The organism is Flavobacterium lacisediminis, assembly GCF_025909975.1.
GTDB lineage: Bacteria > Bacteroidota > Bacteroidia > Flavobacteriales > Flavobacteriaceae > Flavobacterium > Flavobacterium lacisediminis.
The window spans coordinates 1-21,354 of the sequence record NZ_JAPCIO010000011.1; the positions used below are offsets into that span (position 1 = coordinate 1).

27 protein-coding genes and 1 other RNA gene are annotated in these 21,354 nt (G+C 30.7%); 10 read left to right on the forward strand and 18 right to left on the reverse strand.

Features of this window, described 5'->3' with window-relative positions:
* Positions 1–256: 256 nt before the first annotated feature.
* Positions 257–654, reverse strand: a transfer-messenger RNA (tmRNA) gene (gene ssrA / locus OJ995_RS12555).
* Positions 655–808: 154 nt separating this feature from the next.
* Here ssrA and OJ995_RS12560 point away from each other — a divergent pair.
* The 3 genes from OJ995_RS12560 to OJ995_RS12570 all read left to right on the forward strand — a co-directional run bounded on the left by OJ995_RS12560 (position 809) and on the right by OJ995_RS12570 (position 4,930).
* Positions 809–2,032: an NAD(P)-dependent oxidoreductase gene (locus tag OJ995_RS12560; protein WP_264369745.1), complete on the forward strand. Its 1,224-nt coding sequence runs from the start codon at positions 809–811 to the stop codon at positions 2,030–2,032.
* A 200-nt stretch (positions 2,033–2,232) separates the two neighbouring features.
* The gene (locus tag OJ995_RS12565) at positions 2,233–4,014 is read left to right on the forward strand and encodes an MFS transporter (protein WP_264369746.1); all 1,782 of its coding nucleotides are present in this window, start codon (positions 2,233–2,235) and stop codon (positions 4,012–4,014) included.
* A gap of 85 nt (positions 4,015–4,099) precedes the next feature.
* Entirely contained in the window at positions 4,100–4,930 is an 831-nt protein-coding gene (locus OJ995_RS12570; protein ID WP_264369747.1) for a hypothetical protein, read from the forward strand.
* A gap of 25 nt (positions 4,931–4,955) precedes the next feature.
* Here OJ995_RS12570 and creD read toward each other — a convergent pair whose 3' ends face one another.
* From creD to OJ995_RS12605, 7 genes are all read right to left on the reverse strand, one after another.
* Positions 4,956–6,251, reverse strand: coding sequence for a cell envelope integrity protein CreD (gene creD, locus OJ995_RS12575; RefSeq protein ID WP_264369748.1), 1,296 nt, complete (start codon positions 6,249–6,251; stop codon positions 4,956–4,958).
* Between the two features lie 5 nt (positions 6,252–6,256).
* Entirely contained in the window at positions 6,257–6,580 is a 324-nt protein-coding gene (locus OJ995_RS12580; RefSeq protein ID WP_264369749.1) for a hypothetical protein, read from the reverse strand.
* Positions 6,562–6,687 (reverse strand): hypothetical protein, encoded by a 126-nt coding sequence (locus OJ995_RS12585; protein ID WP_264369750.1) that lies wholly within the window; start codon positions 6,685–6,687, stop codon positions 6,562–6,564. The genes OJ995_RS12580 and OJ995_RS12585 overlap by 19 nt, the downstream gene beginning before the upstream one ends.
* A 1-nt stretch (position 6,688) precedes the next feature.
* On the reverse strand, positions 6,689–7,144 hold the full coding sequence (locus tag OJ995_RS12590; protein ID WP_264369751.1) for a hypothetical protein: 456 nt from the start codon (positions 7,142–7,144) through the stop codon (positions 6,689–6,691).
* 54 nt (positions 7,145–7,198) lie between these two features.
* Positions 7,199–7,495, reverse strand: coding sequence for a winged helix-turn-helix domain-containing protein (locus tag OJ995_RS12595; RefSeq protein WP_133606851.1), 297 nt, complete (start codon positions 7,493–7,495; stop codon positions 7,199–7,201).
* Positions 7,496–7,497: 2 nt separating this feature from the next.
* Entirely contained in the window at positions 7,498–7,737 is a 240-nt protein-coding gene (locus tag OJ995_RS12600; RefSeq protein WP_264369752.1) for a hypothetical protein, read from the reverse strand.
* Positions 7,738–7,885: 148 nt separating this feature from the next.
* Entirely contained in the window at positions 7,886–8,509 is a 624-nt protein-coding gene (locus OJ995_RS12605; protein ID WP_264369753.1) for a hypothetical protein, read from the reverse strand.
* Between the two features lie 88 nt (positions 8,510–8,597).
* On the opposite strand from OJ995_RS12605, the gene OJ995_RS12610 reads away from it, so the two are divergent.
* Positions 8,598–8,948, forward strand: a complete 351-nt coding sequence (locus OJ995_RS12610; RefSeq protein ID WP_264369754.1) for a DUF1801 domain-containing protein — start codon at positions 8,598–8,600, stop codon at positions 8,946–8,948.
* 50 nt (positions 8,949–8,998) lie between these two features.
* Here OJ995_RS12610 and OJ995_RS12615 read toward each other — a convergent pair whose 3' ends face one another.
* From OJ995_RS12615 to OJ995_RS12630, 4 genes are all read right to left on the reverse strand, one after another.
* Positions 8,999–9,844: a hypothetical protein gene (locus OJ995_RS12615; protein WP_264369755.1), complete on the reverse strand. Its 846-nt coding sequence runs from the start codon at positions 9,842–9,844 to the stop codon at positions 8,999–9,001.
* 16 nt (positions 9,845–9,860) lie between these two features.
* Positions 9,861–10,679 carry a 3-deoxy-8-phosphooctulonate synthase gene (gene kdsA / locus OJ995_RS12620; RefSeq protein WP_264369756.1) on the reverse strand — a complete coding sequence of 273 codons (819 nt, stop codon included), beginning with the start codon at positions 10,677–10,679 and terminating at the stop codon, positions 9,861–9,863.
* Positions 10,680–10,772: 93 nt separating this feature from the next.
* Positions 10,773–11,234, reverse strand: a complete 462-nt coding sequence (locus OJ995_RS12625; protein ID WP_264369757.1) for a 2-dehydro-3-deoxyphosphooctonate aldolase — start codon at positions 11,232–11,234, stop codon at positions 10,773–10,775.
* Position 11,235: 1 nt separating this feature from the next.
* On the reverse strand, positions 11,236–11,718 hold the full coding sequence (locus OJ995_RS12630; RefSeq protein ID WP_264369758.1) for a DUF4199 domain-containing protein: 483 nt from the start codon (positions 11,716–11,718) through the stop codon (positions 11,236–11,238).
* Positions 11,719–11,819: 101 nt separating this feature from the next.
* Here OJ995_RS12630 and OJ995_RS12635 point away from each other — a divergent pair, with 101 nt between their 5' ends.
* The 3 genes from OJ995_RS12635 to OJ995_RS12645 all read left to right on the forward strand — a co-directional run bounded on the left by OJ995_RS12635 (position 11,820) and on the right by OJ995_RS12645 (position 13,145).
* Positions 11,820–12,386 carry a YeeE/YedE family protein gene (locus tag OJ995_RS12635; RefSeq protein WP_264369759.1) on the forward strand — a complete coding sequence of 189 codons (567 nt, stop codon included), beginning with the start codon at positions 11,820–11,822 and terminating at the stop codon, positions 12,384–12,386.
* Between the two features lie 2 nt (positions 12,387–12,388).
* Entirely contained in the window at positions 12,389–12,802 is a 414-nt protein-coding gene (locus OJ995_RS12640; RefSeq protein ID WP_264369760.1) for a DUF6691 family protein, read from the forward strand.
* A 76-nt stretch (positions 12,803–12,878) separates the two neighbouring features.
* Positions 12,879–13,145 (forward strand): heavy-metal-associated domain-containing protein, encoded by a 267-nt coding sequence (locus OJ995_RS12645; RefSeq protein ID WP_264369761.1) that lies wholly within the window; start codon positions 12,879–12,881, stop codon positions 13,143–13,145.
* 31 nt (positions 13,146–13,176) lie between these two features.
* Here the strand turns inward: OJ995_RS12645 and OJ995_RS12650 are convergent, their stop codons facing one another.
* Entirely contained in the window at positions 13,177–13,452 is a 276-nt protein-coding gene (locus tag OJ995_RS12650) for an ATP-dependent Clp protease adaptor ClpS (protein WP_133607306.1), read from the reverse strand.
* A 150-nt stretch (positions 13,453–13,602) separates the two neighbouring features.
* A complete protein-coding gene (prmA, locus tag OJ995_RS12655; RefSeq protein WP_264369762.1) occupies positions 13,603–14,436 on the reverse strand; it encodes a 50S ribosomal protein L11 methyltransferase in 834 nt (277 codons plus the stop codon).
* Between the two features lie 91 nt (positions 14,437–14,527).
* Between prmA and OJ995_RS12660 the strand changes: the two genes are divergently transcribed.
* Both OJ995_RS12660 and OJ995_RS12665 read left to right on the forward strand, forming a co-directional pair.
* Positions 14,528–15,745, forward strand: a complete 1,218-nt coding sequence (locus tag OJ995_RS12660; RefSeq protein WP_264369763.1) for a porin — start codon at positions 14,528–14,530, stop codon at positions 15,743–15,745.
* A gap of 125 nt (positions 15,746–15,870) precedes the next feature.
* On the forward strand, positions 15,871–16,707 hold the full coding sequence (locus OJ995_RS12665; RefSeq protein ID WP_264369764.1) for a CvfB family protein: 837 nt from the start codon (positions 15,871–15,873) through the stop codon (positions 16,705–16,707).
* 278 nt (positions 16,708–16,985) lie between these two features.
* Here OJ995_RS12665 and OJ995_RS12670 read toward each other — a convergent pair whose 3' ends face one another.
* The gene (locus tag OJ995_RS12670) at positions 16,986–17,633 is read right to left on the reverse strand and encodes a hypothetical protein (RefSeq protein ID WP_264369765.1); all 648 of its coding nucleotides are present in this window, start codon (positions 17,631–17,633) and stop codon (positions 16,986–16,988) included.
* A 135-nt stretch (positions 17,634–17,768) separates the two neighbouring features.
* Between OJ995_RS12670 and ygiD the strand changes: the two genes are divergently transcribed.
* The gene (gene ygiD / locus OJ995_RS12675; RefSeq protein WP_489886099.1) at positions 17,769–18,602 is read left to right on the forward strand and encodes a 4,5-DOPA-extradiol-dioxygenase; all 834 of its coding nucleotides are present in this window, start codon (positions 17,769–17,771) and stop codon (positions 18,600–18,602) included.
* Here the strand turns inward: ygiD and OJ995_RS12680 are convergent, their stop codons facing one another.
* The 3 genes from OJ995_RS12680 to OJ995_RS12690 are packed head-to-tail and all read right to left on the reverse strand — an operon-like array spanning position 18,603 to position 21,340.
* Complete coding sequence (locus OJ995_RS12680; protein ID WP_264369767.1) at positions 18,603–19,784, reverse strand: serine hydrolase domain-containing protein; 1,182 nt, start codon at positions 19,782–19,784, stop codon at positions 18,603–18,605.
* A complete protein-coding gene (locus OJ995_RS12685; RefSeq protein ID WP_264369768.1) occupies positions 19,774–20,220 on the reverse strand; it encodes a PH domain-containing protein in 447 nt (148 codons plus the stop codon). The genes OJ995_RS12680 and OJ995_RS12685 overlap by 11 nt, the downstream gene beginning before the upstream one ends.
* Position 20,221: 1 nt before the next feature.
* On the reverse strand, positions 20,222–21,340 hold the full coding sequence (locus tag OJ995_RS12690; RefSeq protein ID WP_264369769.1) for a C1 family peptidase: 1,119 nt from the start codon (positions 21,338–21,340) through the stop codon (positions 20,222–20,224).
* Between the last annotated feature and the right edge of the window lie 14 nt (positions 21,341–21,354).

Consider the following 21,354-nt stretch of genomic DNA (forward strand, 5'->3'; position numbering starts at 1 on the left):
ACTGATCTTACATATGGTAAATGGTTAAAGTCAGGTATTTCAGTTCTAGGTAATATAAATAACTTCTATAAAAATGGCTCTGTAGGAGATAAACAAGCTTTATTAAGTTCGATATTTCCTGAAAAAATTTATTTTGACGGGAAAAAATGTCGAACTCAAAGAATTAATGAAGTTTTACGAGTTATAATGTTGAATAATAGCGTTTTAGAAAATAAAAAAAGTGAACAAATCTACAAAAATATAGAGTTGTCCACTTTAGTGGAGTCGGAGAGAATCGAACTCTCGTCCAAACAAGCAATCAAAAAGCTTTCTACACGCTTAGTTTCATCTTGAATTTTCGACAAAGAGCAAGGCTAGAAACCGCCACTCTTTGCTTAGCTTTATCAGTGTCAAGAAGGATTTAAAGCATTACCTTCTCTAGGTTTACATTTACGGTTCTCCTAAACCAACCGCCATAAACCAAGGCTTTTGAGGAGAATCCAGCTTTCCTACCTAGTAGGAACTTGGCAAATCTTACTATAATTCAGATTAAGCAGCTAAAGCGTAATTATTTTCGCCGTTTATAGGTTTGTACATTTGGATTTACGAGCTAAACATACAATGCTCGACGTGCTTACTAATCAATTCCACTCGCTGTCAAAACCAGTCGACCCCATGTGTAATAAGTAGTGTTTTTTGAATAATATTATACTCAAAAAGTGAGCCAAAAATACTACCAATTTTTCAATAAAAAAACTATTGTGCAAACTAAAGTAAAAAGTTATATTTGTAACATTAAATCAATATTCAGTTATAAATACTGTTGGCTATGAAGTTTGGAATCATCAAAGAAAGAAAAAATCCACCGGATAGAAGAGTAGTTTTTACTCCAGAAGAGTTAGTACGCTTACAATCAGAACATCCAGAAGCGGAAATAAAAGTGGAAAGTTCAGATATCAGAATCTTCTCTGATGACCAATATCGTAATTTAGGATTAAATGTCACTGCCGATATGTCGGATTGTGATGTTCTTTTTGGAGTAAAAGAAGTTCCTGTTGATGCTTTAATTCCAAATAAAAAGTACTTTTTCTTTTCGCACACGATTAAAAAACAGCCATACAATCGCAAATTGTTAAAAGCTATTTTAGATAAAAATATCGAGTTATACGATCATGAAACGATTGTTGATGCAACTAATCATAGATTGATTGGCTTTGGTCGTTATGCTGGTTTAGTAGGGGCTTATAATGGATTTAGAGGATTCGGAATCAAATACGATTTATTCACTTTACCAAAAGCAGAAACCTTAAGTGGTAAAGAAGATTTAATTGCTCGTTTAAAACGTCAAACGCTTCCAAATATTAAAATTGTTCTTACTGGTCATGGTAAAGTAGGAATGGGAGCTAAAGAAATTTTAGACGGAATAAAAATCAAACAAGTTAGTGTTGATGATTTCTTAAACAAAAAATACACAGAGCCAGTTTACACTCAAATAGACGTATTAGATTATAACAAACGTATTGATGGTCAGGTTTTAGATAATGCTGATTTTTATAAAAACCCACAAGATTACGTTTCTAATTTTGAACGTTTTACGAAAGTTGCAGATATGTACATCGCTGGACATTTTCACGGAAATGGTTCGCCTGATATTTTAACTCGTGATATGCTTCGTGCTGCTGATAATAAAATTCAAGTTGTAGCTGATATTTCTTGTGATGTAGATGGACCAGTGGCTTGTACGATTAAAGCATCAACTATTGCAGACCCATTTTTCGGTTACTTACCAAGCGAACACAAAGAAGTTTCGTATACTCATCCGGCTTCTATCATGGTGATGTCAGTTGATAATTTACCTTGTGAATTACCAAAAGACGCTAGTGAAGGTTTTGGTGAAATGTTTATGAAACATGTAATTCCTGCTTTCTTTAATGGAGATAAAGACGGAATTCTACAAAGAGCTAAAATTACTGAAAACGGAAAATTGACAGAACGCTTCAAATACCTACAAGATTACGTAGATGAAAAAATTGAAGTACTATCTTCAAAATAAAATAAGCCCGATGTAAATCGGGTTTTTTGTTTTTAATACCAATGGGTTATCTTTTACGAAAACGTTTTCGTTAATAAAATTATTTAAAATCAATTTTATTAAAGATGAATAAATGTATATTTAGAAATTATTTGTAAGATTATTTATGAATTTCAATTTTACTGTAATTTTTTATACAAACAACCAATAAACTATAAAGTATGAGTACCAAACAAAATTCAACAAATTATCCGGCATTGTATACGCTGATTACGGTTTTCTTTTTCTGGGGATTTATCGCAGCTGGAAATAATATTTTTATTCCTTTTTGTAAAAGTTATTTCTCTTTAGACCAATTTCAATCTCAGTTAGTCGATTTTGCATTTTATACCGCTTATTATATTGGAGCTTTATTGCTTTTTGCATTAGGAAACGCTTCAGGTAAAGACGTAGTAGGAAAATGGGGATATAAGAAAAGTATTGTTTACGGATTATTGTTTTCTGCTTTAGGAGCAGGAGCTATGATTGTAGCGGTTGAAGCTAATTTATATGCTGGAATGCTAGTAGGTTTATTCATTGTAGCCTTAGGATTTTCTTTACAGCAAACAGCTGCTAATCCTTTTGCTATTTTATTAGGTGATCCAAAAACTGGAGCTAGCCGTGTAAATTTAGGAGGAGGAATTAATTCATTGGGAACAACTATCGGACCTATTATTGTAGCTTTAGCGTTATTTGGTTCAGCTAAAACGATATCGGATGATAAAATCAAATCACTTGGATTAGATAAAGTAGTTTTACTTTATATTGGAGTTGGATTATTATTTATTGCAGCTGCAGCTTTATTTTATTTTTCTAAAAAAGTACCAACGGGAATTGCAAACGAACCTATAGAAAAAGCAAACAAAGCATTACGAACTTTAGTCGTTATGACCATTTTATTAGCCGTAATGTTTACCCCTGTTTTTAATAGTTACAAGAGTCCTGAAGCTAAGAAAATAGAAACTTTAGAATATGATTTGAGTGTGGCTCAAACGCCAAAAGCTATTGGTAAATTAAAAGACTTGACAGGAGATCAAATTGCTTCTCATAAATTAGAAATTGAGAAAAAACAAGCCGAATTAACCGTACTAAAGAAAGATATTGAACAATTTAGAATGTATTGGTTAACAGGAGCTTTGTTAGTTGTTATTGGAGGATTATTGTTCTCTTATACTGCTGCTCAAAAGAAAGCTGAGGGTTGGGGTGCAATGCAATATCCGCAATTAGTTTTAGGAATGTTAGCCATTTTTACATACGTTGGAGTAGAAGTAGCGATTGGAAGTAATTTAGGAGAGTTATTAAAATTAGAGGAATTTGGAAGTTTACAATCATCCGATATTGCGCCTTATGTTTCTATGTATTGGGGAAGTTTGATGATTGGGCGTTGGGCTGGAGCTATTAGCGCCTTTAGTTTACAGGGAACAAAGAAAATCATTGCTTTAGTAATTGTACCTTTAATTGCATTTGGTATTATTTTAGGAATTAATATTGTTTCGGGTAAAGATATGAAGCCATTGTATTACTACATTGTTTGTGTGGTGTTACAAATTGCTGCTTTCTTCTGGAGTAAAGATAAACCAGCAAGAACTTTAATGATTTTTGGAACATTTGGAATTGCTGCTATGTTAATTGGATTAATGTCTTCTGGAACAGTTGCTATTTACGCCTTTTTATCAGGAGGATTGGCTTGTAGTATTATGTGGCCAGCGATTTTTAGTTTATCAATTATTGGATTAGGAAAATATACTTCGCAAGGTTCAGCTTTCTTGGTAATGATGATTTTAGGTGGTGGAATTATTCCTCCATTGCAAGGTAAATTATCTGATATTATTGGAATTCACCAATCATATATTGTAGCAGTTGTTTGTTTTGCTTACTTAACTTTATTTGCCATTCTAGTTAAAGGTATTTTGAAAAAACAGAATATTGATGTAGATGCAATTGAAGTGGAGGGGAGTCATTAATTAGTAAAAAGTAATTTACTCATAATAAAATAAAAAACTCCAATTTGAAACTAATTTTCATTTGGAGTTTTTTAATTTCATTTCTATGGAAACACGTTTTATTGTACTTTTTTCAGTTGCTTTTTTTGTTTTTGTAATTGGTTTATGGGTTCTTAAAATTGATCAAAAAAGAAGATTAGCAAAAAAAGAAGAAAAGCCATTATCAAATAAAGAAATTATTGCTCTTTTAGATGATCCTTTAACAGGAGAAAAAATGAAAGTAAGCGAAACTCAGAATGAATATGAATATTCTGATGAAATACCTGATGAAATTGTTTTCTATGATGAAAATAGGAGAACATCCGAGCATGTTTTGAATAAATACTATACAGAAGATGGTGATTTAGAAAGAGAGTTTATCTTAATTAAGAATTATTTATTGGATAATGGATTTAATTTTCAAATCTTCTCCGAATCTGAAATTGAATTTTTAGAAAACTCTATAACATTTACAAGTTTTGAAGATTGGACTTGTACAGATATGTATCATAAAAATAATCTGTCTATTTTTATAGCTAATACAACTTCAAAAGCTATTAATAGTAAGTATCACTCTAGAAATGAGAATACAAATATTGTTTTCTGGGTTAAGGATTTCAAATTTTCGGGACATTATTGTTTTATTAAACAGCCAATAATTCAAAATATTATGAGTGTATTTATTGATGAAAATACTGAAATAATTAAAGGATATATAACAGAGATAATTAAAAAATCTACTCAAGACAAAGTAATCACAGATTATTTTAAAAATTTAAATTCAAGTTTTGATTTAGAAATCGAAGTTTTTAATTCAAATATTATAATTAGGATGATGAATGTAGCTTCTTATGAGAATATGATGAAATTATTAAACTCGTTAAAAACCTCCGATTGATAATCTTCAATCGGAGGTTTTGTTTTTATTTATTCCACTCAATCTTTCTAGAGAAATACATCACGGCTGCCAATATCAAGAACAATCCAATACTTCCTACTAATAAAGCATAATCTTCAAGTTGAATAATCACATAAATAAAAGTATATAAAACACTCAACGAAGCGCCGATGAACATCGGGAATTTTTTATCCTTTAAAATCGAAATCGAATAGAGCGAAATCAAAACAATTACCGATGCTCCTGCCACTAAATAAGCAAACGAAAACGTACTATGTTCGGTAATGGAAATCAATAACGTGTAAAACATAATCAAAGCAATTCCAATCATCGAATATTGGAAAATATGGATGTTAATTTTACTTATCGACTGAATTAAAAAGAAGATTAAAAACGTTAATCCGACTACTAAAAAACCATATTTAGATGCACGCTCGTTTTGTTGGTATTCGTCAACTGGCGTAATGAAATCTGCAGCAAAAGCGTATTTTCCTAGTTCTGGTAAACTTTCAAAATAGTGTTGTGCAAACGGACGGTTGAAATGTAATACTTTCCAATTTGCTTCAAAACCTTTATCCGTAATTTCTCTTGAAATAGGAGAGAAGTTTCCATTGAAGTTAGGCGAATTCCAATTCGATGTCATTTTAGCATCGGTAGTTTTTCCTATTGGAACTATTTTTACTTGCTTACTTCCGTTGAATGAAATTGTAAAATTAAATGAAGCTTGGCTTTCCATCGTTTTATAATCAAAGTAATTAGTTTCTAAACTTTCAATACTATCGTTCACATTATTAGCAACCGATTCAAAAGCTAAATTTTGATTCCCAATTTTCATTTTTACTTCGTCTTTTAGACTTTTTAAATTGGTGGTACGAATCATAATTTTAGCTCGATTCCAATAAATGTTTTCGGCTGGAATTCCTTTTGAAACGAAATTAGGTGTGGTATAATTACCTTCAAATTGCATTTTTGTAGTAAAAACATTTGATTTATAAATGCTTCTTTCCAAAGGTTTTACCATGGTAACTTCGGTTTTGTTATTCAATTCTTCTGGAAAGAAATAAGCATAATTATTGGCTCCCGTCATAGGGTCTTTGTATGGCACTTTTAAAATAGGACCATAAAAATAAACGGAATTTCCCCATTTGGCAGTGGTTTCAGTAATGACTTCTTTTTGGCGTTGGCTTCTTTCTACGATTAATTCTTGCACTAAAGCAAGTGGAATGATTAATACTAAGGTTAGAATCCCAACCATGATCATTTTAGCGGTTGTGGTTTGAAAGAACGATACTTTTGGTTCTTGTTGAAATTGTGTTTCCATGATGATTAAAATTTATAAGGTGAGTTTGATGTTACAGAATAATAAAGAATGAGAAAATAGGCATAAGCTATTGGTATGTTTAGTAATAGAATAATCATCTGCTTTAAGATTATTTTCTTTTTATGTGGATTTCTAAACCAATCATAAATTAGTTTTAATAGCATTAAGCTATTAACAATGAAACATATAATTACAAAATTATAGCCTATTACTACCATTTGCATTTTATCCTTCACAAAGAAAAAACAAGCAAACAGAATTGTTCCAATTCCAAACGATACAATTGCCATTTGAATAGCAAGAGGAAGTTTTAAAAAATCTTTTTCCATGTGGTTTTTATTTTTGTTTGAGCCTCTGAACTGATGTTTTTTGTAATTTCAATTCCGATAAAGAATAAAATTCCGATGGTCATACTAATGTTAATGAGTTTGTTCATGTTATTGAATATTAAAGGTTTGTTGAATGTGAGTTAGTGGAATCGAAAGCATATTTAAAAAATCCAATCCGTAGAATTCATGTGCTGTCTTCCCTCGTTTATATTGTTGTTTGAAATACGAAAATCGAGTAGGATAGAAGAGTGTTCCAGAAACGATTACCATTATCAAATACAAGCTTCGTTTACCGTTGCCAAAGAGATAATATTGCATACCTATTTCTTCCACAACTGAAATTCCAGTGTTGGTTAGCACGTGAATAATATCATGGTCTTCTAACTTAGGTTGGATTTCAAAATTGTATTTCAGCAAAAAGCATCCTAAATGAAATCCCAGGCTATCATTTGGAAGTTGAATCAATTGATTGACTTTAACTTCCCAAGCTTTTCCTTTCTTAAAGAATTTTTGATACGGTTTTTTACTGAGTTCGTACATTTTTTCTATAAATAAATCTCTCATAACAAATATTTAAAAGTACTTTGAATTTCAAAGTATGTAGATAAAAAAATAGGTTTAACTTTTTTTGATTAATTTTTCAAGCGCCTCGATGTGAGAAGTAAAGGCAATTCTTCCTTCTTTTGTAGCACTATATTTTGTGTTGGGTTTTTTGCCAATAAACTGTTTCTCAATTTGAATGTAATTTTCTAATTCTAGCGCTTTAGTATGCGAAGCCAAGTTACCATCTGTTACGCCTAAAAGTTCCTTTAGCATATTAAAATCGGCACTTTCATTCACCATCAATACCGACATAATCCCCAAACGAATTCGGTGATCAAAGGCTTTGTTGATATTTTGGATGATGTTTAGCATGTTTAGTTTAAAAGTTTATGGTTTATGAGTAAAGGCATTAAAAGTTTTTTTCCAATATGAAATATTAAAGCTAAAATGATTGTATATAATAAGCAAAAAGGGTAGCCAAAAAAGGCAAAAATTCCAAATCCAGAATCATTTATTAAATTATTTTCAAGTTCTTCCAACTCATATGTCATTTCATCTTTTGAGAAAAATCCATCTTTATTAATGTCGTACTTTTCCATTTCTTGTTTAATCATATAACTTTCATATTGAAAAGCTAAAATGGGGATTAAATATAAAATAACTGACGAAAAAAAGATAATTTTAAAATAATTTATTTTTTTCTTTCTAAGCCAAAATATACATAATAATAAAAGAGAACTTAATCCAATCAAAAAATACATATTACTTTCTCTCGTATTTAAAATACATTAAACTTCCGTATAAAATGTGACAACCTCCAAAACCTAACGCCCAGAATAATAAGCCATAACCCAAGAACCAAGTAGATAATAATCCCAAAGCAATCATGGTTATTCCTAAATAACGAACATCTCCCAAAGTATATTTGCTAGCATTTACACAGGCTAATCCGTAGAATATCAAAGTTAATGGAGCAACTAAACCCAACATGTCTTTTTCGATTAAAAAGATAATAAAAAATCCACCAGTTGCCAAAGGAATCATAAAGTTGATAACCAATCTTTTTGAAGCGGTATTCCATACATTTTCATGACTTTTTCTCGCTTTACTGATACTTAACACAATTCCAGTTACAATTGACAACACCAAAACGGATGTTGCTATTATCAATAATCGAATTACAGCAGCTTCAGAAATGATTAAATTGCGATAAGCGCCCATTGTTGAAGTATCAAAGTAAATGGTCTTATAAGCTAACCATGCCCCAATTAAAGCATAAATTCCAGCTAAAATTCCAGATAAACCACTCAAAGATATAAAACGTGATGATTTGTTCATCAAATTTTTGATTTCGGTAATGTCGTTAAGATATTTTTCGTTTTCCATTTTAAAGTACTTTGAAATACAAAGTAAATAATAAATAATTTGTTGACCAAACAATTTTTACATTATTTTTGAAAAAATGTTTTTTTAAATGAAACCCACAGAAGTATATATACTCCGCCAACCTGAACAATACCAAGCGATGATGTTACATGTATTAGCAGTAGTAGAGCAGGAGCTTTCGCAATCTGAATTACTTTTCAAATGGGGCATTCCGTATGTGTATTATAAGAAAAAGCCATTTTGTTATTTGGCTCCCAATCATAAAAAAGGTTTTTTAGATCTTGGCTTTGCCAAAGGATTTGAACTGAAAAGAAATCAAGAAACTTTGGTTGATGAAAAGAGAAATACCGTTAAATCGTTGCGTTATTTTTCTATTGAAGAAATAGATAATGTTATTTTAATTGATGTTATTTCGGAAGCAAAATTACTTTATAAATAAAAAGCCACGAACTTTTAAAAATTCGTGGCTTTCTAATACAATATTAAATATTACAATCTAAAAATTCCTCCAACAGCAATAATACGTTGTAAGAACCAAAAATGTTGTTCTGCAGAGTCTGCTGGGTCTTTTGTGGTACGAATATTATTCATATCGATAAATCCTCCTTTTAATTCAGTTTGGATAAAGAAGTATTTAAAGAAGGTAAAATTCAAAGCTGCTTTAGCAGAAATACCATATCCAGCTATATTAAAATCATCATGACGTTCTTTACCAAGTAAGGTGCTATTAGTTTTTGGGTATAAAAATCCAACTCCAATTCCTTCAGAGATGTTAATTTGAAATTTATCAGTATTTGGTAGTTTAAAAAGTGATGAAATATCATCCACTCTAGAAAATTCAGTATTTACATAGTTTAAGCCATCTGTATGTTCAAAAAGTAAAAAATCTTCGTCTAATGTTAGTTGTCCATCTACAGGATTTTCATTGTACGATCCTGCATTTGGATAATAACCTGAATAATTAACTCTTCTGTCGTTGTACATAACATATTTCATATGGTCAACCCCAATTGAAATATTGTAGTGATCATTTATAAAGTATCCTATCCTTAAATTAGTTTGTGGAATAGTCATTCTTGCAGGATTGATATAATCGCAATGCCAACCTTTAGGTTTATCATGAGCTTCAACATCATATAAAGTAAAATCGTAATCAGCACCTTTGAAGTGGATATCAGATTTGGAATAAGATTCTCTATTTCCTCCCCAGTATACATAGAATTTCCCTTTGTTTTTACTCGTGAATTTTTCAGGATTTTCGACTGTTTCTTGCGAAAAGGTGTACTGTGAAAAAACACAAAAAGTTAGTACAGCCATTAAAAATGGATGTTTCATTTGAAGTTATAAAAAATTAAAATTGATTTACGGTTTTGCGGATGGCTACTAGTTTTGTCATTAATCCTTCAAAGTAATCTAAGTGTAACATATTAGCACCATCGCTTTTAGCATTTGCAGGATCGAAATGTGTTTCAATGAAAATACCGTCAACTCCAACAGCAATACCTGCTTTTGCAATAGTTTCAATCATATCTGGGCGACCACCTGTAACACCAGTAGTTTGATTTGGTTGTTGTAGCGAATGCGTTACATCTAATACGGTTGACGCATATTGTTGCATCGTAGGAATTCCTCTGAAATCTACAATCATGTCTTGGTATCCAAACATAGTTCCTCTATCAGTTACCATTACATTTTCGTTGTGACTATCTAATACTTTTTGCACGGCATGTTTCATGCTTTCAGGACTCATAAATTGTCCTTTCTTTAAGTTTACAGTTTTACCTGTATTGGCAGCAGCTACTACTAAATCCGTTTGACGTACTAAGAAAGCTGGAATTTGTAAAATATCTACATATTCAGCCGCCATTACCGCATCTTCGTTCGTATGAATATCAGTAACGGTTGGAACTCCAAATTCTTTTGATACTTTTTGAAGAATTTTCAATGCTTTTTCATCACCAATTCCAGTAAAACTATCTACTCTAGAACGGTTTGCTTTTTTGAAAGAACCTTTGAAAACAAAAGGAATTTCTAATTTATCAGTAACGGAAACTAGTTTTTCTGCAATTCGCATAGCCATTTCTTCACCTTCAATAGCACATGGTCCTGCTAATAAAAAGAAATTACCGCTTTCTGTATGTTTTATTTGTGGAATGTTTTTTAAATTCATTTTGTGTTGATTTTGAAGTTGCAAAGATAAAAAGAAAAACCTTTCCTACAGCAGTAGAAAAGGTTACTTATGTTACAGATTAAAAAATAGTTTTTATTTATCTCTTGCTGGAAATTTTTTAATTGAAAATCCTTTTGGACATAGGATTTTTCCTTTTTCATAAATATTGAAATACAAGGTGATTTTTTTATTACTTCCTTCAAATGTTACTTCATACATACCTATAGTTCCAGCACCCATCAAACTATTTTTTGTTGGAAAAGGGCAACAAGTATCTACTTTTTTATAGCTAATTTTTTCACCATTTGGACCTTCAAGTCCACTGAAATAATATTGAATATTAATATCTTCTTGTTTTTCGTTTATAAAACCAATATTAATTGGATAATCCTGATCATATCCATATTTACCATCAGTGGCATATTCAGTAATGATATAAGCTTTATCTTTTACTAATGGACGCAAAGCGGTGTTGTCAACATTTTTAATAGTTGATTTAGTACTTACACAGCTAGTAAGCAAAAAAGCTATGAATAAAGTAAACAAGTATTTCATTTTAGTTGGTTTTTGTTTTTAAAATATATGCAACAATCGCGCCAATGACAACTCCAAAAGATAAACTATCTGAAATATTTTTCCATATTGAACTAGATAATGTTGTGTATTCTTTTGCTTCTTCTAATGATAATTTTTTACTTTCAACCGTGTAGTTGATGGTATTACTTAAAAAGTTAGGGCTTATGAATTCATGAAGAATAAATTGGGCAATAGGACTAAAGACCACAATGATAAAAGAGATTACGATTGCAGAAATAATACCTTGTTTCCAATTCATATTGGCATTATAATATTTTACTTTCTTTTCTCTTAAAGCTAAAAAGTAAAGCAGAAATAATGGGAAAATATATAAAATATTAAATAAAGGTTCCCATTTGATTTTTTCAGTGTGAAAACCCAATTGTTTTTCTAAAGTCATCCAAGCTAAAAATATAATTGTTGTAATGATAGCCCATTTGAATTCGATTGAAAACTTTTTCATTTGATAAGCATTTGTTTAATGCTTCAAATTTACTATAAAATGTAACAAAAGTTACAAATACCAATTTGAATTTCTATTTTTGTACAAAATTGTAAACAACTATGGAATTGATTTTTGGAACATGGCATTGGGCTATTTCTGGTTTTTTAATTGGGATGACAATGCTTATTTTAACATATTTCGGAAAATCTTTCGGAATGTCATCTAATCTTAGAACTATGTGTTCTATGGCAGGAGCTGGAAAATTTAGTGATTTTTTTAAAATGGATTGGCGTGAGCAAAAATGGAGCTTAGCTGTTGTGTTAGGTGCTTTTGTTGGAGGTTTTATCGCGTTTTACTTTTTATCAAATGGAAGTGGTGTTAATATAAATCCTGATACTGTTTCTCAATTGCAAACACTTGGAATTGATGCTCCTAATGGAAAACTAATGCCTGATGCTATCTTTAGTATTGAAACGATGCAATCTCCTAAAGGATTTGCAATTCTTTTGTTGGGTGGTTTGTTAATTGGATTTGGTACACGTTATGCTGGAGGTTGTACTTCAGGTCATGCTATCTCTGGATTAAGTAATTTACAATTACCTTCGTTAGTGGCGGTTATTGGTTTCTTTATAGGTGGATTAGCAATGGCACATTTTATTTTACCAATAATTTTTAAAACAGCATAACTATGAAATTAGCAAGATTTTTTCTTACTGGAATATTTTTCGGAATTGTTTTGACAAAAGCTGAAGCAGTTTCTTGGTACCGTATTTATGAAATGTTCCATTTTCAATCGTTTCATATGTATGGAATTATTGGTATGGCCTTATTTACAGGTATTGTAGGACTTCAAATGATTAAAAAATTTAAAATTAAAGACTATAAAGGTTTACCAATTCATATTATAGAGAAGGAGCGAGGTTTTTGGAGATATATTATTGGAGGGATTTTATTTGGATTAGGTTGGGCTTTAGTAGGAAGCTGTCCAGGTCCTATTTTTATTCTTTTAGGTACCGGAACTTACGCAATTGCTGTAGTATTAATAGGAGCGTTGTTAGGAACTTATATATATGGATTGTTAAAAGACAAATTGCCTCATTAAAGTTAAGTTAAAGTAGCAATTGTTTCGGTTTGTTGGTGCTATATTTTGTAAATTTGAGTAATCAAAATTTAAAATTATGCAAACAACAATTTATATACAAAATTTAAAATGTAGTGGCTGTGCTAATACCATTACCAAAGGGCTTACTGATATTGAAACCGTTAAAAATGTTGCAGTACACGTAGAAGATAGTTCTGTAACATTTGATTATGAAACGGAAGAAAAATTAAATGAAGTTAAAACCAAATTAAAAGCATTAGGTTACCCAGAAGATGGTGAAGCAAATAGCTTAGGAGCTAAAGCTAAATCTTATGTAAGTTGTGCTATTGGTAAAATGAGTTAAATAAAAAGTCCCGAATTATTCGGGACTTTTTTTATATGATTTCAGCACTTAATCCTGCATCTAATAATGCCGAACATTGTGGTTTTAATTGGTCAATCGGACCCGTTTTAACCGTGCATTGGCCTTTATAATGTACTAATAAAGCACATTGTTCAGCTTGTAATTCATCATGTTGGCAGACTCTCATTAATGTATCAATAACATGGTCAAATGTATTTACATCGTCATTATGTAATACAATTTCGTTATTAACACCAACAGCTTCTGCTACTAAAACTTCTTCTTGTACTTTTTCTATCGTGCTCATTTTCTTTACGTTTGAAAGTTCTTTACAAAAATACTGAATCAAATTTAAATTCAAAAATCAAATTCAAAAATCAAGTTCAAAAATCAAGTTCAAATTCAGAAATCAAATTTAAGATTTAAAAAAGTTAAACTTCCATCTCCTAACTCCTAACTATTTCACAAATTTCAATGCAACCCAATTGTTTCTTTCAAATTGTTTTACATAGGTTAATCCTTTCGAAGTACAACTTTCTGATATTACAGGAATATCTTCAGTATAAAATCCGCTTAAGAATAGAATCCCGTTTTCGTTTAAACAATCTACATATTGTTGCATATCGTTTAAAAGAATATTACGATTGATGTTTGCAATGATAATGTCGTATTTTTTTTCAACTAATAAAGAAGCATCACCTTCGTAAACCGAAATATGCTTGCAATTATTACGTTCTGCATTTTCAATTGAGTTTAAATAACACCAATTATCAATATCAATGGCATCAATAGGTTGTGCACCTTTCATCTCAGCTAAAATGGCTAAAATTGCAGTTCCGCAACCCATGTCTAAGGTTTTTTTATTCGAAAAATCGGTTTCCAAAATATGTTGAATCATCATGTGAGTTGTTTCATGGTGACCCGTTCCAAAACTCATTTTTGGTTCAATTACAATATCGTATTCAGCATTTGTTTTTTCATGAAATGGCGCTCTCACATGACATTTTCCGTCTACTTCAATAGCTTCGAAGTTTTTTTCCCATTCTTCATTCCAATTTACTTGCTCAATTTCTTCAAAAGTATAATTGATTTTAAATTCAGGATTATCTAAAATTTGAATATCTTCTAAGATAGTTTCGCTCCATAAATCTTTTTGAACATAAGCAGAAATTCCTGTTTCGGTTTCAATAAAACTTTCAAAAGCTTTTTCACCTAATTCAGCAATTAAAATTTCACTTCCTAATTCTAATGGAGCAATTGTAAAATGATATCCGATGTAAATATTTGACATAACATTAATTTTTTGCAAAGGTAATATTAACTTAACATAGTTAACATTGAAATGATGTTAAGTTTGCAAAAAATATACAACAACATAACAAATGAAAAAAATTATTACATTTTTACTTTTAGTAACTACAGCATTTTCAAGCGCTCAAGAAGTAAAAGTACCACTCAAGGACAACGATTTAAAGTTGGCTGCTCTTCCATATTATAGTTATGGAAAAGGACTTGGAATAACATCGCCTGATAGTTTATTCCAATTAAATATTCGTTTTAGAATGCAAAATCGTGTAACATATATTCAAAATGAAGATGCTGATCCAGCTTATTCAGGAGAAATTAGACGTTTACGTTTGCGTTTTGATGGTTATGTAGGTAATCCACACTTTTTATATGTAATTCAATTGTCCTTTGCGCCAGGTGATGTGGGAGAAATTCAAGACGGAGAAAATATTAATATTATTCGTGATGCTGCTGTTTTTTATCGTCCAAATAAGCATTGGAGTTTCCTTTTTGGGCAAACGAAATTACCAGGAAATCGACAACGTGTAAATTCATCAGGAGCTTTACAATTAACAGATAGAAGTATTAATAATGCTCGTTTTACAATCGATAGAGATTTTGGTTTTCAAGCCTACTATTTGAATGAAAACAAAGATAAATTTTCATACAATGTAAAAACGGCAGTAACTACTGGAGAAGGAAGAAACTGGACAAAATCTGCTGATGATGGAGTAGCTTTAACTGGAAAATTAGAGTTAATGCCTTTTGGTTCGTTTAAAAAAGACGGAACTAATTTTGAAGGAGATGTAGCTCGTGAAGAAAAACCAAGATTATTATTATCAGGTGCATTTCATCAAAATAATTTAGCTAGAAGAACACAAGGACAGCTTGGAAATGATTTATTCGAACAAAAAACAATGAAATCGGTTTTATTAGATGCTATGTTAAAATATAATGGTTGGGCATTTATGTCAAGTTATATGTCTCGTTCAGCAAAAAATCCAATTGCATTTAATCCTGAGGACATTACAGAATTTAATTATGTACCAGTAGGAAGCGGAATGGATTATCAATTAAGTTATGTTTTTCCAACAAACTATGAAATTATCGGTCGTTTTTCTACTCAAAAAATGCACGAAGATATTCAAGCATTAACTCCTGATTCTAAGCAATATTCATTAGGTGTTACTAAATATTTATGGGAACATGCTTTCAAATTACAAGGTGAAGTTACTTTAACTGATTTAGATTATTTCGACGGAAATAACAAACAAAATTGGTACGTTCGTTTCCAAGTAGAAATCGGAATCTAAATTTTTGAAAATAAGTATAGAAACCACAAGTCAGTTAATGATTTGTGGTTTTTTCATTTTCTGGATTTCCGATTTATAAATTCTAATTTTTAAAATGCTTACCTTTGCACTTTATTTATTTTATTATGTTACATATAGGAGAGTTCAATACGTTAAAAATATTAAGAGATACTAAAGTTGGTTTGTTTTTAGGAAGTGAAGAAACACAAGAAGATGATGTTTTGTTACCGAATAAATACGTGCCAAAAGAATTTTCTATAGGAGATGATTTAACTGTATTTATCTATCTTGATCATGAAGAACGTCCTGTAGCAACTATACTTAAACCCTATATCAAACTGAATGAATTTGCGCATTTAAAAGTAAATTACATGAATCAGTTTGGTGCTTTTTTAGATTGGGGATTAGAGAAAGATTTATTTGTTCCATTCAAAGAACAAGCGCGACCAATGGAAGTTGGAAAACGATATTTGGTTTACATGCATATGGATGATAAGACGAATCGTTTGGTAGCTTCAAGTAGAACTAACAAGTATTTGACAAATGAAAATGTTGATTTGGAACCCAATGAAGAAGTTAATATATTAATTTCTCATATTACAGATGGTGGAATCAATGTTATTATCAATCAGAAGTACAAAGGCTTAGCTTATAAAAATGAAGTATATACAGATGTAAAACCAGGAATGAAAACCGTTGGTTATATCAAAAACATTCGCCCTGATGGGAAAATTGATGTCTTACTTCGTAAAGTAGGAGTAGAGGCAATTGAACCTTCATCTCAAATTATTTTAGACGAATTAAAAGCAAATCGTGGTTTTTTGCGCTTGACAGATAATTCGCATCCAGAAGACATTAAAACGGTATTGAAAATGAGTAAAAAGAATTTCAAAAAAGCCGTTGGAAATTTATACAAACAAAAGTTAATCGAAATCAAAGAAGACGGGATTTATTTGGTGTAAAATGACAACAAAGAATAAAATATATCTTTTTCTAAGCGTATTGGTTTTACTCCTCACGTTTGTGGCAATTTTTCAAAATTTTGAAACGATACATTTTATTGGTTTTGAAACTGAATTTATTTGGATTCCTATTTGGATAGCTATCATAGTTTTACCACTTTTAAATTTGTATGAAATTGCTGTAAATACTGATGATTATAACAAGTATTTTTGGTTAGCATTGTTTCTAAATGTAATTTCCATTTTTTTTGTTTTAAGAAATTTTAAAATCGAATTACTTAATTTGTAGTTACAATTTCTTTTAGTAACCATTTCTTTATTAAGTTGTCATTATGAGTTATGGAAACAATAAAATATTTTGAACTCACAATGGCTTTAGAATTTTCAATTGTTTCTTTCATTACCCCTTTATTTTCAATGTAATTGGAATGAATAAAATACACTTCTTGATTGTTTTTATAAATATACCCTACATGAAAATCCAATCCAATAAAATAAATCCCATCTTTTTGTTTTAGAAAATAATTTTTTAATTCTTGTTTAGAAATGTTTTCACGTTTCTCAATCGAAGTCCCGCATGCAATTACTTTTGCTTCTTCTTCTGGACTTTTTTGGGCTAATTTGTATCGATTTAGATTGAATCCTACATCTCTTAAAGTGGTTGAAACAAAGTATCCACAAGCTATAGTTCCTTGTTTTGGTATTTCAGAATGACCTTCAAAGCTCCATTTAGTTGAATACCAATTATTAAAAATATCGTTATATAAATAGGCTGTTAATTTAGTTTTGGCTTCTTCAATTGTTTCTGATTTATTTTCATTTGAAATGTATTTTTTTTGCAACAAATTTCTATCTTTTTCAATGCTTGTTTTTATAACTGAATAATTAGTTAATGAGATAGTTAGTAATAAAATAAGGGTTTTCATTTCGTATGATTTTAGAGATAACGTTTTTAACAATCAATTAGTATTTAATTTGAATTTAATCAATATATTTGTATATACAAGTATTAATTTATGAATCGCAAGAATTTCATAACATTACTTTCAGGAGGAATCGCAATGGCAAGTATACAACCGTTCTATGATTGGACAAAAGGATTAGGAGAAGAAGAGGAGAAGATGCCCGTTTTATTCATAGGACATGGTTCGCCTATGAATGCAATTGAAGATAATGAGTTTTCAAAACGTTGGCAGCAAATGGGAAAAGAAATTCGAACACCAAAAGCAGTTGTGGTGGTTTCAGCACATTGGTTAACAAAAGGAACATTAGTTACCGCAATGCCAAATCCAAAAACGATTCACGATTTTGGAGGTTTTCCACAAGCGTTATTTGATGTGCAATATCCAGCACCTGGAAGTCCTGAATTAGCGACAGAAATTCAAAAACTAATTACAAATCCGGCAGTGGAATTGGACCACGATTGGGGATTAGATCACGGCACTTGGTCGGTAGTAAAACACATGTATCCAAATGCAGATATTCCGGTTTTGCAATTGAGTATTGATTATTACAAACCAGCAGCTTATCATTATGAATTAGCAAAACAATTACTTTCACTTCGTAAAAAAGGAGTTCTAATTATCGGAAGTGGTAATATGGTGCACAATTTACGAATGGTAGCTTGGGATAAATTAAACGAACCCGAATACGGATTTGATTGGGCTTTAGAAATGAATGAAATTTTCAAAAATAAAATTTCAAATGGTTTTCATAAAGAATTAATTCAATATGAAAAACTAAACAAATCAGCTACATTAGCCATTCCGTCTCCAGATCATTATTATCCATTACTCTACATTTTGGCATTACAAACTGATAATGATAAAGTGGAATTCTTTAACGATAAAGCAGTTGGTGGTTCTTTAACGATGACTTCGGTGAAAATCGGTTAATTATTCGCCTTCTTCATCATTAAATTTAAACGGATAATCGCCAAATTTTGGAGCCAATCTCTTTGTTTGATAAGGTTTTCTTGTGAATTTATTAGAAATCGCTATTATCGTAACCGAATCTTTTACCAGTGTTACATAAGATGAAGTATTTCCATGCCACCAACCGTTGTGAAAGAAATATTGTTGTCCAGTTTCAAATTCTAACATACGAATTCCTAAACCATAATTTCTGGTTCCTTTACGTTCATAGCTATAACCTTTTAACATTTCGGCTTTCATAGCTGGGCTCAAAAATTTATCAGAATATAAAGCCAAATCAAATTGTAATAAATCGCGAGGTGTGGAGTAGATGTTTTTATCTCCATACACTTGGTCTAAATATTCAAAAGCCAATCGTAAATAATTATTTTTATAAGACTGACTCACGCTGTCTTGCTTTGTTAAATCATCAAAAACAAAGGTGTTTTTCATTCCTAATGGATCAAAAATTAATTCTTGAAGCACTTTTGGATAAGTCTTTTTCTCAACTTTTTCAATGATTAAAGCTAATAAAGCATAATTGGTGTTGCAATACCCAAAACGAGTTCCAGGTGTTGATTCTAAACCAATGTTTTTTGTAGCTAAAAGTGTTAAAACATCTTGATTGGTTAGTGTTTTCTTTTTATCCCAAACGCCTTTATCATCAGTAAAATAGGCATAATTTCGTAAACCACTTCTGTGATTCAACAACATCCTCACGGTTGTTTTTTCGTGTGGAAATTCAGGTAAAATAGAAGTTACTAAATCATCTAATTTTAGTTTTTTAGCATCGACTAATTTTAAAATGGTTACAGCCGTAATCACTTTACTCACTGAAGCAATGTGCAAAGGTGTATTTTGTTTGATGGAATCGCCTTTTTCTTTGTAGGCATATCCGCTATAATTTTCATATAGAATTTCGCCATTTTTTGCTACTAAAAACGAACCACTAAAATCTTTTGAATTGAATTTTGAGTCATAAAATGCTTCCACTTCATTTCCCATTCTTTTTTTATAAATAGTGGTAAGAGGTGAAAAATTAACAGCAAATTCAGATACATTCCCTTCCTTATCTTTAATAGTGGATTCTTTTGCTTTGTCAGGCTTATCTTGGCAACTTGTAACTAAAAATAATAGGCTTATGGTGAGTAATTTATAAATCATATGGGGTATTCTTAATCGTAATATTTGGGTTTGTTTCTAATAATTGTGTAATAAATTGTTCGCTTTTTTCGGGCGAAATGTAAATATCATCATATTTGTTATAAGTGATAATTAAACCTATATGACTTAATGCTGGTTTCCAAATTGTTGGCACAATAATTCCTTTGTGATATTCAATTTTATTGATATTCTTTATTTCAATAGTCCCCTTTAATGGGCCGGATTTCCATATTAGCGTATCATTTTTTAAAATATAAAAAGTAGTTTTATATGTCCAAAGCAAAAATAGTGTAATGATTAGATTAATTCCAAAAATAATAAGGAAAGGCTCAATCGAATCGTCATATAATGTTGGAATTGTCATTAAATACATAAAAACAATCGCACCAATTAAAATGTACTTATTTATTTTGCTTGTGGCCGATTTAAAAATCATATTACAATCCTAACTTCTTCTTAGTTTCTTTTGAAATTCCATCTTTGTGAACCATAACTGATATTGCTTTTAATTTCATATAAGGCACACTCATGTAAACATAACCACCGTTAGCCACTTTCTTTTCGTCGCTTCCCCAAGAATTTTTTACTTTGTAATATACATTTCCTTTTTGGTCTTTTACTTTTCCAACGATGTGCATTAAATGGTCGTCAGTGGTAGATAAATTTTCAAATTCTTGTTGGCGATATTCAGGTGTGATATTTTTTTCAATGATAATTTCGGCTAAACCGGTTTTTGTATCTTCTTCTTTTTCTGGAACAAAAGCCACTCCATATTTTCCTGAAAATGTTGGTTCAGAAACGTCACAATCTAATGAAAGGGAATAACCGTTTGCTAATGCATTATCAATATTGGCAATAAATTCATCTAAAGGCAAATTGTACATACTACCGTTTGAAAAATTATCTGGAATATTCAAAATGAACGGTTTGTAATTCGCTTCATGAGTAAATGAAGTCAAGGTAACATAATTTTCAGGTTTAATTTTAGTGAATTCAGCAAATGATTTTGGAGTATAATTTTTGCCTTCGTATTCAAATTTGGTTGGAATACTTCCTAAATAAATATCCAAAACAGCATTAACCGCTTGTTTCCAATTTTTAGATAATTTACCACTTGGACTTGAAACGTACGTTTTTAACATCGCTTCTAAAACCGCTACCATTTCAGCATGATTATGTTTCGATTCTCCATCACTTAAACCATCAAAAATACTATTTGGAACCAAACCATTTTTTGTCATACTAGTAATTACATCATGTGCCAAAGCGCCTTCACTAAAATTAGCTTTTCCTTGACGCATTACGTAGTTTTCGGCTTTAGCCAAATAAGTGGTTCGGGCTTGAAACATCTCTGAAAGGTCGATTTTCTTTCCTGTTAAGCGAATAATTTCCGATTCTAAAAACGAAGAAGTTGAGAAACTCCAACAAGTTCCTGTATTATCTTGAGAGATGACCGGCAAACATTCGACATCATTAACTTTCTGAAATTCATAGTTTTGAGCCGAAGCCGAAAATAGTCCAGATGCAAACAGTAATCCTATATATAGTTTTTTCATGAATCTAATTGTTT